Consider the following 13936-nt stretch of genomic DNA (forward strand, 5'->3'; position numbering starts at 1 on the left):
AAGGTTTCTTTTTAAGCTAATACTTGTACATATAGCGATATTATTTTATCATTTTATATAGAGTAAGATTTTGTAAGGGAAAGGAACTGTGTATGAATAAGCAAAGAATTTATAGTATAGTAGCAATTCTGCTATTTGTTGTAGGTGGCGTATTAATTGGAAAGCCATTTTATGATGGATATCAGGCTGAAAAGAAACAGACTGAAAATGTGCAGGCTGTTCAAAAGATGGATTATGAAAAGCATGAGACGGAATTTGTAGATGCTTCCAAAATTAATCAACCAGACTTGGCGGAAGTAGCGAATGCATCATTAGATAAGAAACAAGTAATTGGTCGTATTTCGATTCCAAGTGTTTCAGTAGAACTGCCTGTTTTAAAAGCTTCTACTGAAAAAAACTTATTATCAGGTGCAGCGACAGTAAAAGAGAATCAAGTTATGGGAAAAGGAAATTACGCATTAGCAGGACATAATATGTCTAAAAAAGGTGTTTTATTTAGTGATATAGCTTCTTTGAAAAAAGGCGATAAAATCTATTTGTATGACAATGAAAATGAATATGAGTATACGGTTACTGGTGTATCTGAAGTAACTCCTGATAAGTGGGAAGTTGTAGAGGATCATGGGAAAGATGAGATAACGCTTATTACATGTGTATCTGTAAAGGATAATTCTAAGCGTTATGTTGTTGCTGGTGATTTAGTAGGAACGAAGGCGAAGAAGTAAAAAAGAAGGTGAACTCTTTAAAGAGTTCACCTTCTTTTTTTACTAATGTTGAGAAATAATAGAATATTTTGGTTTTTATTCAAATATTATTATATTTATGTATAATAAAGTTAGGATTCTATATTTTAGGAGGAACAAGAGTGAGACAACAGGTGAAGAAACTTCTTTTAACAACGAGTATAGCGTTATTGGTAGCTCCAATTTCAGCTTATGCACATCCAGGGCGTACAGATGCTAATGGCGGACATACGTGTCGTACAAATTGTGAGAAATGGGGATTACAGTACGGGGAATATCATTATCACAATAAACCAGCTTCTAGTAGTGGCGCAACGAGCCCAGCTCCTAGCCAGAATAATAATAGTGCTGTAGAAGCTGAGAGACAAGCAGAAGCACAGCGCAATACTGAGGCGGAAAAACAACGTGCTGCAGAAGCGCAACGCAACGCTGAGGCGGAAAAACAACGTAATGCAGAAGCACAGCGTAAAGCTGAAGAAGAGAGACAACGTGTAGCCGAGGAACAAAGAAAAGCTGAAGAGGCACGTAAGCAAGAGGAAGCGCAGCGCCAAGCTGATATGGAAAAAGGTCAACTTGAAGGTCAAAAGAATGGAGAAACTGATTTTAAAGCAGGAAAAAATGATGCAGAAGTGCATGTAGCTGGAAAATCTGATGCATATAAACAAGCGTTTAAAGCGACTTATGCAGCCGTATGGTCTTTAGAAGAGCAGAAGAAAACGCATTTTGAAAAAGGAAAAGAACAAGGTTTAGCACAAGAGACGATGGACGATAGTCAAGTTGCTCCAGAGTTTAAGGTAAACTTTGCAGACGGATTCAAAGTAGGGAATAAAGAAAGAACAGAAAAAATTGAAAAAGAGCAAGCTGAGTTAGGGGAAAAGACAGGGAAAGAACTAGCTGAAAAGAATCCTGGGAATAGAGAGAAAGAAGTATACGTGAAGGCATATGAAACAGCGTATGAAAAAGGCTATAAGTCTACAAAAAAGGCAGTAGAAAAGGCTGGCTATAAGTATGCATTTGAAAACTATGATTTAAAAGTTCCTGCTAAGTATGAAAGAAATGAATTGTTAAAGAAATGGTTTACTGAAGGATTTAAATCGAATAAAAAAGCAGCGGAAATTCGAGAAGAAGGGTATAAAAAGGGAGACAGCTGGTTCTCATTCTTCTATAAGAGTTTCGTACCAAGTGAATATAAAGAACATAAAGAGCTGTACGAACAAGCAATTGAAAAAGGTAAAACAGCATAAAAAAAGATGAGGAGAAATTCCTCATCTTTTTTAATCCATCCATTTCACTAATTTCTTAGAAATTAATAATAAAACACAACCTAGTACAATTGCCACAGCGCCAATAACCGTGAATACTTCAGCGTATCCAAGTGAAGTTGTGAAGCTTGCAAGTTGTCCGCCTAAAATGTTGGCGATACCTGAACTTGCTAGCCATACACCCATTAGTAAAGATGCTAATTTTACCGGAGCAAGCGCACTAACCATTGATAGTCCGACAGGTGATAAGAATAGCTCACCTAACGTATGGAAAAGATACGTAAAGACGATAAACAGTAAGTTTGCTTTTTCTGTAATGTTATGTTCATCACTACCTGTTTTTAATGTAGCGATAACGAGAATGATATAACCGATACCGAGCAAGATCATACCAAGTCCCATTTTAGTTGGGATTTTTAAATCACCCTGCTTGCGAGTTGCAAGTTTTGCCCATAATGCAGAAATGACTGGAGCAAGCAAAATAATAAATAATGGATTGACCGATTGGAACCAAGATGTTGGAACTTCCCATCCGAACACAGAGCGGTCTACAAATTTGTTTGTATATAATGTTAATGAGCTACCAGCTTGTTCAAAGCCAGCCCAGAAGAAGACAACGAAGCATGTTAAAATGACGATAACTGCGGTACGTTGTTTTTCTTTTTTTGTTAACGGTGTATCTCCTACTGATGGTTGTCCAGCAGCTGTTTGTAAATCGCGAGTTGGTTTTTTACCGATATTACCAAGGAAGCGATTTGATAGTGTTGTAAATAAAATTTGTCCAATGATCATTCCGATTGAAGCGGCTAAGAAACCGTAACGGAATCCGTAATGTACAACGCCATCAACTGTTGTTTTGAATAAATTTTCTGATAAAAATCCGCAAACGAGTGGAGCTAAAAATGACCCGACGTTAATACCCATATAGAAAATGGTAAATGCACTATCACGTTTTGGATCGTTCTCTTCGTATAATTCCCCAACCAGTGTAGAGATGTTCGGTTTGAAGAATCCGTTACCGATAATAATAAGCGCTAATCCGAGGTATAGGCCTAATTGGTTTTGCAAGGCAAATAGTGTAAGGTTACCGATTGCCATTGTTATACCACCAATTGTAATCGCTTTTCGTCTACCTAGAAAACGATCTGTTAAGTATCCACCAATCATTGGTGTGAAATAACAGGCTCCAGTGTAAAATCCGTAAATAGAGAGTGCCCATGCGGGACTAAACCCAAGACCACCGCTTACTAAAGCTGTCGTTAAATATAATGTTAATAATCCTCGTAATCCATAGTAACTAAATCTTTCCCACATTTCTGTAAAGAAGAGTAAGTATAAACCTGGAGGATGTTTCTTTTTTCTTTGTTGTTCTCTTTCTAGTTGTATCGCTGATTCCATGTTATTTTCCTCCTGACACAAACAAAAACAAAGTTAATAATTTTGTACATTTAATATTTTACCTTATTAACTATTATAAGTCAATAAAGGTTGATTTTTCAGAAGAAATTGGAAAAGAGGAATAGCTATAGAATGGGTGTTTCTTTTGTGATAGACTATGGACTATGTTTTCTTTGCAAGGAAGCGGGTTATTGTACTTTTTTATATGTGAAATTGATTTCATAAAAGATGAAATTAAAGAAGGAGAAAGAAATGAAATTGTTACAGAAAAAAGAAATTTTACTTATTAGCCTTATGTTATTCTCTATGTTCTTTGGAGCAGGGAATCTTATATTTCCACCTTTCCTTGGGTATGAAGCAGGAGAACATGTTTGGATTTCATTAGTAGGGTTTATTATATCAGCAACAGGTCTTCCTATATTAGGTGTTATCTCTATTGCAAAAGCAGGAAGTTTTCAAACGTTAGCGGGTAGGGTTCATTCTTCATTTGCAATTATTTTTCCATGTATCGTGTATGTATTTATTGGACCTGGGCTTGGTATACCACGTGCGGGAAGTTTAGCCTTTGAAATGGGGCCAGGTCAGTTATTCCCTGAAGCAGGAAACGGATTATTATTGTTTTACACAGTTATTTTCTTTAGTATTGTTTACTGGTTAAGTTTATCACCATCTAAACTAATGGGGTTGTTTGGAAAAGTCTTGACGCCATTATTATTATGTATGATTGCACTCATTTTTATAAAGAGTATGTTTACAACAGTAGGAGATATGAAAGAACCAATAGGGAACTATGGCCAAGCTCCTATGTTTCAAGGGTTTTTAGATGGATATTTAACAATGGATGCGTTAGCTGCTTTAATCTTTGGAATTGTTATTGCAAATGCATTACGTGCAAAGGGTATTGAAGATGATAAAGGTTTAGCGAAATATATGAGTATTGCTGGAATTGGGGCAGGACTATTATTATCGATTATTTATGTCATCCTTGGATATGTGGGGGCAATTAGTGGCTCATTAGGAACATTTGATAACGGTGCGAAAGTGTTAGCACAAGTTATGATTACATTATTTGGACAGGGCGGAGTCGTTTTATTAGGTCTTATTTTTACTATCGCGTGTTTATGTGTTTCAATTGGACTTGTTACGTCTTGTAGTCAATTTTTTGCGAGTGCATTTCCGAAAGTATCTTATAAATTGTGGGCATTTATAGTAAGCGTTGTTAGTATGATTTTAGCTAATTTAGGGTTAACGCAAATTTTAAAAGTATCAGTACCAATTCTTGGATTTATTTATCCAATTGCGTTAACGCTTATTATTCTAGGGTTATTCCATCAGTATATTGGGAAGTATGCATACGTATATGCAGTAACTGTTTGGATTGTAGCAATATTTAGTGCAATTGATATTTTAAATAAAAATGTAATGATGAATCAGTGGACGTCAGTATTAAAATACATTCCGTTTTATACAGAAGGTGTTGGGTGGATTGTTCCAGCTATTATAGGCATGTGTCTTGGTTTTATCGTTAGTATTGCTTTAAATAAGAATAAATGAGTAAAAAGGTGTTTTCCTATTTTGGGAAGACACCTTTCTTTTTTTGGAAAAATACTATTGAAAATGAATAGACTAAGAGTATGATAAAGATAATTGGTAATATATAGGTTTAATGAGAGTTACGAATAAGGGGGTAGCATATGAAGAAGGATTTGGATAAGAAAATAGAAGCACTCGAAACGGCAATTGAAACGATTCAAGAAGCACTTGCTGAATTAAAGGTGAAGCAAAGGGAAATCGAAGTAGAAAACGCTCAGCAACATGTTAGTAAGGAAAAGAAGGAATATATTGAAACGGTAATGGAGGAAAAGCCAAAAGAAGAAATAGTTACGATAAAAGAGCCTGTGCAAGAACGTGAGGTAAAACAAGTAGATATATCGGCTTTTAAACCAGAGCCATTTAATATTATTAAGTTTTGTCAGACGTGGTTACCGCGTGTATTTGTCGGTATTATGTTGCTTGGAGTGATCTGGTTATTTAAAGCAGGGGTAGATGCTGGTTTATTAACACCAGCGATACGAATTGTGTTTGGTATCGCATTATCTATCGGGTTGTATTATATAGGAGATATTCAAATTAAAAGAGAGCGGCAAGCGTTAGGATTAGTATTAGCTGGAGGAAGTATTACCGGGATTGTTCTAACGACGTTTGCAGCACATTATTTGTATGCATTTATTCCGGCAAGTGTCGCGTTTCTCTGTAATATTGCATGGGTTATTTTAGGTATTTATTTAGCGAAAAGATATCAATCGGAATATCTCACTATTTTCGTAGCGGTCGGTGCGTTCTTCGTACCATTCTTGTTAAATAGTACGACTCCTAATCCTTATATTTTCTTTGGATATGAGACAGTATTAACACTTAGTTTATTATGGTATGCGTTGAAAAATCGTTATAAATACTTATATATGATTTCTTACGCTGTTGCTGCCATTGTCCTTTTCGTTTTCTTTGCTGTTATGTCAATGTTAGTAGAGAACTTGCAAATACAGTTAACGATTGTATATGGTTTGATTCATTTACTATTATTTTGGCATATGTTTACGGAGAGAAGTTTTATACCAGAGCCACGTTTGGCGATATTTAGTGCGAATGCAGTGTTCTTTATACTAGCTATTTCAAAAATACCTGATTTTACAACATGGGGATTGATTATTAGTGCATTCGTACATGCCGCTATGTTCGTATGTGAATATAGGAAAAATAGACATTCTACATTTACAAATCTCTTATTTGGTTTCGCAATGGGAGCATTTAGTTTAGCAATTTTATATGAGTATAGTTTAGTGAATGCAGCGATTGTACTATTGTTACAAGGTTTCCTCGGCATGGTCACTTCTATTAAAGTAAAACAACAGATAAAATTGTATGTTAGTGCGACGGTTTACGCAATTGGAATGATACAGACTATTTTTAGCCCGTTTGATCAATTTATTTCGGCAGGCTTTGTTGCTCATCTTATTTTAATAGGAACGTTCTATTATTGCATGAGAGAAGCGAAAGAAGTATTAGCGAGCTTCGGCAAATATATGTATTCTATAGTGCTCTATTGGTTTATGATAATTGTATTTATTACAATTACGAGAATCGGTGAAGTTTTATCTACAGATGGAAGCGTAATTAGTGTATCAGTATCGTTATTATGGATGGTATATGCATTATTTGCGGTTTGGTTTGGAAGAAATAGAAATATGAATGAAATATTATATGCTGGTTTAGTCGTTTTAGTCGTAACGGTAGGGAAGTTATTCTTACTTGACTTACCAGAGGTATCGATGATGATTAGGGCAGTGTTATTCCTAATCGTCGGTAGTATAGGTATCGTTATTTCAAGAATGTTTTTCTCGAAGGAAGAGAAGTGAGAAGAAGGCAATCCATGTATGGATTGCCTTTTTTATTATTTCTTATTAATCGTTACAGTTTCATTATATTTCGTTGTTGTATTTTGGCGTAGACGAAGCGTTGCTTGTCCAGTTGTATTTGAATCAATCTGTACATTTACAACTTTCTCAGCAGAGCCTAAGCTGTTTGTTGTGAAAGAAAATGCACTACTATATCCGAAAGTAGATGGCCAAGTGCCGTTTGCATTTTGTACTTTAGCCACTTGTGTTCCACCAGTAGTGAAGATACCTAAAGAATAGTTGTTATACGTTGTATTAGGTAGTAAGTTATTTACTTGAATCTTCATTTGGAAAATTTCATTGTTTGGTAGAATGCTAGGGTGTGTAACGACGTAGTCGCTTGTTGTTACCGCACCGTTATAACCGTATGAACCTGGTTTAAAAGTATTTGTATTAAACCATTGATAACCTGCATTTGGTGCACTCCAAGGTTCAGGTTGTGGTTCTGTTGATAAGTTTGGCTGTTCAAATGTTTGTAGAGCTGTAGGTGAATCAAGTTGTAAACCATTTACTTGATCTAAACTTGTAAATGTCTCTTTATTTGATAACCAATTTACGATGTTTTCTAATAAAATCGCATCGTTTTCTTCTTTATAACCATCGTAAGTTTTCTTTGTTTGACCAGAATCTTCACGAACGTATTTTGGCGTAGCATCTTCAACAGGAGAAGAGTCACCAATAAAGGCAGCTTTTCCAAGTCCTACTTTTGCGATAGCAGCATATGGGCCTTCTGCAATACCACCGCCATTATAAACGCCACTATCAACAGCGTTATTCCATTTTGATGGATTTTCTGGAAGGTAAACAAGTCCTTTTGCTAGTTTTGGGTTTGTAATTGCTAGAGTAGAACCAGCATGCATTGCTACAGACGAAACACCTTTTGTAATTCCGAAAGATTGTTCAGGCGATACAATTGTTTTCGCTGAAACATCACCAAGTGCATTGTAGCGGAAGCGAATACCGAAGTTGTCAGAGAGCCAATCAGAGCTTTCTACTCCTTGCATAGCTTGTGAATTTGCTTCTTCATTAGACATTCCTTTTGCTGGATTATCCCAAGCACCGCGTCTATATCCATTAAATACTTCAGAAGAGTCCCAGCGATTTTTATTACGATCTGCATTGTAATGATCAGCAATAAAGAAGATACTACCACCATTTTTTACATATTGTAACATAGCGTCCTGCTCAGATTTTTTGTAAGGAATATTAGCTTCTGGAATGATAAATACATTGTAATCTTTTAAGTCTTCGTACGTAATAGGTGTTGATTTACGAAGTTCCTTTACGTGATATCCGTTTTTTGCAATGCCGTTTCCGAAGTCAGAAAAGCCGCCGTCAATAACCCAGTCAGCTGTCCCAGCAGTTTGACCGTGTGTATTATCGAATAATACTTTCTTCCCATTGTTTTGATTTACAACTTTTGCAGCAATTTCAGGAGCTGGGTCTACAGAGCTTTCGGCATAAGTAGACGGTATGAACGAGGTCCCTATACTTAGTGTAATTGCTGTTGCTAAAGAAAATGTAATCCATTTTTTATTCTTCATAGAAGAATCCCCCTAATAATAAATATATGTGCTTTAATAATGTAATTTATTTTTCTGTAAAAATAAAGACGGAAAACATAAAAAATATTAAAAAATTGTAAAAATACCGTGAATTTTGTTGAGAAATATTTATATAGATATAAAAACATCCCTTCCAAGTAATAAGGAAGGGATGTTTTGCTTAACTAATTTTTGAGTTAGGTGTTTCATCAATCTTATGAAACCCTTTCATGTAATATACGATTGCTAAGCCGATAAGCCAAATTGGGCCGACAATCAATGCAATTCGTGTATCTTCTGAATACGCCATTATACCTAATACTAATACAAGGAAAACGAGTGAGAAATATGAGCTTAATGGGTATAAAGGCATTTTATACGATAACTTTTGTTTATTTTGAGTAGGCAAGCTTTTACGGAATTTAATTTGAGCGACTAATATAATTCCCCAAGTCCAAATTGCACCGAAAGTTGAAATGCTAGTAAGCCATGTAAATACCTTTGCAGGTACGAGATAGTTTAATATAACACCAATTAGTAAAACGATAGCAGTTGCTACAATTCCTTGGCTTGGAATGCCATTTTTATTTAAAAGACCAAATCTTTCAGGAGCTTTTTTCTGCTGAGCTAATGTATATAGCATACGGCCTGTACTAAATAAACCACCGTTACAAGAAGAAAGAGCTGCTGTTAATACGACAAAGTTAATAATACCTGCTGCTTTTGCGATACCAATTTGTTGGAATGTTAATACGAATGGACTGCCTTTCTCACCAAGTTCGTTCCATGGATAAATTGCCATCATAACGAATAATGCCCCAACGTAAAAGAGTAGAATTCTCCAAAATACGTTATCGATTGCCTTTGCGAGTGTTTTCTTCGGATTTTGAGCCTCACCAGCTGTAACACCGATTAATTCAACGCCTAAATAAGCGAATAGTACCATCTGCATGGAGAGTAGTAACCCAGAAAATCCATTTGGGAACCAGCCACCATGTGACCAAAGATTTGAAATACCAGTAGCGATACCGCCGTTTCCGAATCCGAATAAAATAATACCAGCTCCGACCACTATCATACAGATAATTGTGACAATTTTAATGAGAGCAAACCAAAACTCAAGTTCTCCAAATACTTTTACCGATAAGAAGTTAAAAGCGCTCATTAATAATAGAGCAAGTAATGCCCAAGTCCAGCGCGGGATATCTGGGAACCAGTACTGCATGTAAATACCAGCTGCTGTAATCTCAGCCATACAAGTAACAACCCATAAGAACCAGTAATTCCAACCAGTAATATAACCAGCAAGTGGTCCAATATAATCATATGCATATTTACTAAAAGAACCAGCAACAGGTTGTTCAATTGCCATTTCCCCAAGCGCTCGCATAATGAAAAAAATAACGAGACCGGCAATCATATAGCCTAGCAAAATAGAAGGACCTGCTAGTTTAATGGCGGAAGCGGATCCTAAAAATAGTCCAACGCCAATAGCTGAGCCCAGTGACATTAAAGTAATATGTCGTTCTTTTAAACCACGATTTAAAGTTCCAGATTTGTTTGTGTGCTGCATAAGAAGAATCCCCCTTGTAGAGTGAACGATATTTGAATGCGTTTGCTAAATATTTAACTATTTCAAATTATAAAACATTTCTATCTGTTATGCTACAAAAATAATCATAATGAACTGTACTACATCTGTACTTGTCAGACTTAAACTTAAAATTCGAACTATTAGGGAATATATTGACTCTTCTTTTTATTGATTGTTAAGATTAAGTATTATATTTTCTCACATACTAGTAAGAAAAAGAATGTGTGATAATAATTCAGGTGTAGGAAGGGTACATAAGCATGTTTCAATTACAAAAATATAACACTTCTGTGAAGCAAGAGTTTTTAGCTGGCATCACAACTTTTTTTACATTTGCGTATATTCTTGTCATCAATCCAAAAATATTATCTGATGCAGGTGTACCATTTGACCAAGCGTTTACAGCAACAATTATTGCAACCGTTGTTGGAACAGTAGGTATGGCGATTTTCGCGAATTACCCGATTGTTATTGCTCCAGCTATGGGAATGAATGCATATTTTGCTTATTCTGTTGTACAGAAGGCAGAAGGGATTACATATGTAGTTGCCTTTTCAGCTGTATTTGTAACGGGGATTATTTTTCTTTTATTATCTTTTACTTCGTTTAGGCAAAAGTTAATTTTAGCAATTCCTGATAGTTTAAAGCATGCAATTGCAGGTGGAATTGGACTATTTATTGCTTTTATTGGATTGCGCCTTTCTGGAATTATCGTGGATCATCCGTCTAATTTAGTTACGATTGGTGATTTTCATTCCCCAGCTGTTATTTTAACTTTAATTGGTTTAATATTAGCGGCGGTATTAATGACATTGCGTGTGAGTGGTGCATTATTTATTAGTATGATTGTGACAGGAATTATTGCCTTCTTTACAGGGCAATTGAAGTTTGCTGATAAAATTGTGGCGATGCCTCATTTACCAGAGGGTATCATCGTTTCAAACCCAATCAATGCCTTTTCAGATGTAATTGAATACGGATTATACGGCGTTGTATTTTCATTTTTACTTGTACTTTTATTCGATACAACAGGTGCATTACTTGGTTTAATTAAACAAGCAGGTTTAATTACAGACAATACAGAGAAGCGTTTTGGTAAAGCGTTTATTGCAGATGCAATTGGCGGGACTACAGGTTCTATCTTTGGAACAAGCCCAACAGCAGCGACGATTGAATCCTCAGCAGGTATTGCTGCAGGTGGTAAAACTGGATTAACAGGGATTGTAGTTGTTGGTCTAACAATTATAACGGCATTTTTTAGTCCTGTTATTGCTTCTTTATCAAGTGTAGCCGCTATTACAGCTCCTTCATTAATTATAGTAGGTAGTTTAATGGCACAAAGCATTCGAGATATTAATTGGAATGAATTTGAAGATGCGTTACCAGCATTTTTAATTTTTATAGGTATTCCGTTAACATCTAGTATTGCGAATGGAATTGCAATTGGATTTTTAGTGTATCCAGTCTTGAAAATTGTGAAAGGGAAAGGGATGGAAGTGCATCCGTTACTATACTTATTTACAATTTTATTTGGATGTCATTTATTCTTATAATATAGGAGAGGGGGCTTCTTATGAGGGGCTCCTTTTTTGTGTATAATAAAGTGAAACTTAAATTAGTAATGTAAAATATAAATTACTTATTGGAATATATATTATAATAAGGGTGGAGGAGAAAGAAACAGTAAACAAAAACATAGACAAAAGTAGGCATATATAGTGAAAAGTAATTAGGAAACAATATAAACCGAAAGAATTTTCAGAAATGCTTAATGTCTCTGTTAAGACATTGCAAAGGTGGGACAATCAAGGTGTTTTACCTGCTTACCGAAACCCAAAAGGAAGAAGATATTATACAGAAGAACAGTATAAGAAATATATGGGTATTCAAGAAGAACTTGTTCAGGATTTAATATCTATCATTCATGTATTTAGCTGTAGAATATATGGGTTGAGAAAATACAAAAAGAAAATGTCGGAGGATGAAGACTTATGAAAAGAGCATATTTAATAGAAATCAAACCGACAACTGAACAAATTAGTAAAATCCGTCAAACTATTGGGGTGTGTCGATATGTATATAACCTGTATATCTCTAAAAATAAAGAGGTATATGAGTCGGAGGGGAAATTTCTTAGTGGTTATGACTTTTCCAAATGGTTAAACAACATTCATACAAAAGAGTGTGACCAGTGGATTAAAGAAGTGTCGAGCAAAGCGGTAAAACAAGCGATTATGAATGGAGATAAAGCTTTTAAGCGGTTTTTTAAAGGTTTATCTAAGTTTCCACGATATAAAAAAAAGAAGAAGCAAGATGTGAAGTGCTACTTTCCGAAAAACAACAAAACAGATTGGACAGTAGAAAGACATAGAGTAAAAGTCCCTACAATTGGTTGGATAAGGTTAAAAGAGTATGGATATATTTCAAAAAATACAACTGTAAAAAGTGGTACAGTATATCAAAGAGCAGGAAGATACTATGTGTCTATACTCTGTGAAGTGAAAGAGGTAAAACCAAATGCAACTCTCAATACAGTAGGTCTAGGAATTGATTTGGGAATTAAAGACTTCGCTGTACGTAGCGATGGAAAAACTCACAAAAATATAAATAAAACAGTACAAGTAAAAAAGATAGAAAAATGGTTAAAACGTGAACAACGCTCTTTATCACGCAAATTTGAAAATATAAGAAAGAGAGGTGAACAACCTGTTACTAATAAAAGAGCGAATATAAACAAAAATATTCTTAGGGTGCAACAACTACATGCTAGGCTAGCAAATATTCGATTAGCGTATGTAAAGTCTATTGTAAATGATGTGGTGAAAACCAAGCCAACGTTTATTGTAGTAGAAGATTTGAATGTGAAAGGTATGATGAAGAACAAACATCTATCTAAAGCTGTAGCGCAACAATGTTTTTATGCTTTTAAAACATGGTTATTAACGAAATGTAGGGAATATGGAATTGAACTACGGCAAGTGGACAGATTCTATCCATCTTCTAAAATGTGTTCATATTGCGGTCAAAAAAAGTCGGATTTAAAGCTGTCTGACCGAGTATATACATGTGAATGTGGCAATGTAATAGATAGAGATTTAAATGCGTCAATCAACCTTTTACAAGCAAAAAAATATACAATACTAACGTAAATAGATTGTATATATGTACGGTGGGCTACATCGGAATTTACGCCTGTGAAGTGTCACAGCAAACTGTAGTAGCAAGTGATTAGCGAGGCAGGGCACGTAGAAGCAGGAATACTCTAAGAATATACATTTGTCTATATTTTTAGTAGCAGGAACATGAATGGCTGTAAGTAAAATAAAAGTCGCGCGTGTTCAATTAGATTTAACACAGCAACAATTAGCAGAAAAAGTAGGCGTTACAAGGCAAACGATTAGTTTAATTGAGAAGGGGAAATACAATCCATCTTTAGATTTATGTTTAAAAATTTGTTATGCAGTAGATAAAACGTTGAATGATTTGTTTTGGGAGGAAAAGGAGTGGTAGGATGAAAATCGTGAAAGATGAACGTTTAATAATTGAAGGGTTAAAACATATTAGATTAGCTTTCATCTTACAAAATATCGTCATACTAGCTATCGTCTTTTACCGCTATGTCTTGCAAGGGGCAGGATATGAAAGTGTTTCGGATTTATTAATGGTATTTATGGGCGGGATAATAATTATTAACTTTTTAAATCTGAAAAATTCAGTGGAAGTGTATGAGCATACGGGCGGAGTGTCGCGTCGTTATTTTATGAAGCTATTATTCATTCCGGTAGGTATTATTATTGGGATTTTAGCTATTTGTATCGTTGTAACACCAGATATTTCGATAAAGGAAATTAGTATGACAGGACTTATTATGTTTGCTTGTTTTTTAGTTCCAAGTTTGTTTATATACATATATATGAAAAAAATAAAAAGAGAAGATTGA

At 35.1% G+C, this 13936-nt stretch carries 12 protein-coding genes; 9 read left to right on the forward strand and 3 right to left on the reverse strand.

Features of this window, described 5'->3' with window-relative positions; translation table 11 throughout:
• The first annotated feature begins 92 nt into the window (after positions 1 to 92).
• Positions 93 to 725, forward strand: a complete 633-nt coding sequence (locus DN404_RS23500) for a class A sortase (RefSeq protein ID WP_001041727.1) — start codon at positions 93 to 95, stop codon at positions 723 to 725.
• 140 nt (positions 726 to 865) lie between these two features.
• Positions 866 to 1987: a YHYH domain-containing protein gene (locus DN404_RS23505; RefSeq protein WP_048558574.1), complete on the forward strand. Its 1122-nt coding sequence runs from the start codon at positions 866 to 868 to the stop codon at positions 1985 to 1987.
• Between the two features lie 30 nt (positions 1988 to 2017).
• On the opposite strand, the gene DN404_RS23510 is transcribed toward DN404_RS23505, so the two are convergent.
• Complete coding sequence (locus DN404_RS23510) at positions 2018 to 3403, reverse strand: peptide MFS transporter (RefSeq protein ID WP_000443143.1); 1386 nt, start codon at positions 3401 to 3403, stop codon at positions 2018 to 2020.
• Positions 3404 to 3655: 252 nt separating this feature from the next.
• Here DN404_RS23510 and brnQ1 point away from each other — a divergent pair, with 252 nt between their 5' ends.
• Both brnQ1 and DN404_RS23520 read left to right on the forward strand, forming a co-directional pair.
• Positions 3656 to 4957, forward strand: a complete 1302-nt coding sequence (brnQ1, locus tag DN404_RS23515) for a branched-chain amino acid transport system II carrier protein BrnQ1 (RefSeq protein WP_149215518.1) — start codon at positions 3656 to 3658, stop codon at positions 4955 to 4957.
• 140 nt (positions 4958 to 5097) lie between these two features.
• On the forward strand, positions 5098 to 6819 hold the full coding sequence (locus tag DN404_RS23520; protein WP_044307206.1) for a DUF2339 domain-containing protein: 1722 nt from the start codon (positions 5098 to 5100) through the stop codon (positions 6817 to 6819).
• 35 nt (positions 6820 to 6854) lie between these two features.
• Here the strand turns inward: DN404_RS23520 and DN404_RS23525 are convergent, their stop codons facing one another.
• Together DN404_RS23525 and DN404_RS23530 are read right to left on the reverse strand one after the other, a co-directional pair.
• Positions 6855 to 8402: a DNA-binding protein gene (locus tag DN404_RS23525; RefSeq protein ID WP_149215519.1), complete on the reverse strand. Its 1548-nt coding sequence runs from the start codon at positions 8400 to 8402 to the stop codon at positions 6855 to 6857.
• Between the two features lie 181 nt (positions 8403 to 8583).
• The gene (locus tag DN404_RS23530) at positions 8584 to 9975 is read right to left on the reverse strand and encodes an amino acid permease (protein ID WP_149215520.1); all 1392 of its coding nucleotides are present in this window, start codon (positions 9973 to 9975) and stop codon (positions 8584 to 8586) included.
• Positions 9976 to 10256: 281 nt separating this feature from the next.
• On the opposite strand from DN404_RS23530, the gene DN404_RS23535 reads away from it, so the two are divergent.
• From DN404_RS23535 to DN404_RS23555, 5 genes are all read left to right on the forward strand, one after another.
• A complete protein-coding gene (locus DN404_RS23535) occupies positions 10257 to 11549 on the forward strand; it encodes an NCS2 family permease (RefSeq protein WP_000487192.1) in 1293 nt (430 codons plus the stop codon).
• Between the two features lie 175 nt (positions 11550 to 11724).
• The gene (locus tag DN404_RS23540; RefSeq protein WP_149215526.1) at positions 11725 to 11991 is read left to right on the forward strand and encodes a MerR family transcriptional regulator; all 267 of its coding nucleotides are present in this window, start codon (positions 11725 to 11727) and stop codon (positions 11989 to 11991) included.
• A complete protein-coding gene (locus DN404_RS23545; protein WP_149215521.1) occupies positions 11988 to 13145 on the forward strand; it encodes an RNA-guided endonuclease InsQ/TnpB family protein in 1158 nt (385 codons plus the stop codon). The genes DN404_RS23540 and DN404_RS23545 overlap by 4 nt, the downstream gene beginning before the upstream one ends.
• 157 nt (positions 13146 to 13302) lie before the next feature.
• Entirely contained in the window at positions 13303 to 13506 is a 204-nt protein-coding gene (locus DN404_RS23550; RefSeq protein ID WP_000301183.1) for a helix-turn-helix transcriptional regulator, read from the forward strand.
• Between the two features lies 1 nt (position 13507).
• Positions 13508 to 13936: a hypothetical protein gene (locus tag DN404_RS23555; RefSeq protein WP_149215522.1), complete on the forward strand. Its 429-nt coding sequence runs from the start codon at positions 13508 to 13510 to the stop codon at positions 13934 to 13936.

Origin of the sequence: Bacillus sp. TE8-1 (assembly GCF_008368855.1) — a bacterium.
Lineage (GTDB): Bacteria > Bacillota > Bacilli > Bacillales > Bacillaceae_G > Bacillus_A > Bacillus_A cereus.

What these genes read in the sequence shown, in the direction of transcription:
- DN404_RS23550 (WP_000301183.1), top strand. Translation starts at nt 13,303, where the DNA reads ATGGCTGTAAGTAAAATAAAAGTCGCGCGTGTTCAATTAGATTTAACA.
- DN404_RS23520 (WP_044307206.1), top strand. Translation starts at nt 5,098, where the DNA reads ATGAAGAAGGATTTGGATAAGAAAATAGAAGCACTCGAAACGGCAATT.
- DN404_RS23510 (WP_000443143.1), bottom strand. Translation starts at nt 3,403, where the DNA reads ATGGAATCAGCGATACAACTAGAAAGAGAACAACAAAGAAAAAAGAAA.
- DN404_RS23535 (WP_000487192.1), top strand. Translation starts at nt 10,257, where the DNA reads ATGTTTCAATTACAAAAATATAACACTTCTGTGAAGCAAGAGTTTTTA.
- brnQ1 (WP_149215518.1), top strand. Translation starts at nt 3,656, where the DNA reads ATGAAATTGTTACAGAAAAAAGAAATTTTACTTATTAGCCTTATGTTA.
- DN404_RS23525 (WP_149215519.1), bottom strand. Translation starts at nt 8,402, where the DNA reads ATGAAGAATAAAAAATGGATTACATTTTCTTTAGCAACAGCAATTACA.
- DN404_RS23500 (WP_001041727.1), top strand. Translation starts at nt 93, where the DNA reads ATGAATAAGCAAAGAATTTATAGTATAGTAGCAATTCTGCTATTTGTT.
- DN404_RS23530 (WP_149215520.1), bottom strand. Translation starts at nt 9,975, where the DNA reads ATGCAGCACACAAACAAATCTGGAACTTTAAATCGTGGTTTAAAAGAA.
- DN404_RS23545 (WP_149215521.1), top strand. Translation starts at nt 11,988, where the DNA reads ATGAAAAGAGCATATTTAATAGAAATCAAACCGACAACTGAACAAATT.
- DN404_RS23555 (WP_149215522.1), top strand. Translation starts at nt 13,508, where the DNA reads ATGAAAATCGTGAAAGATGAACGTTTAATAATTGAAGGGTTAAAACAT.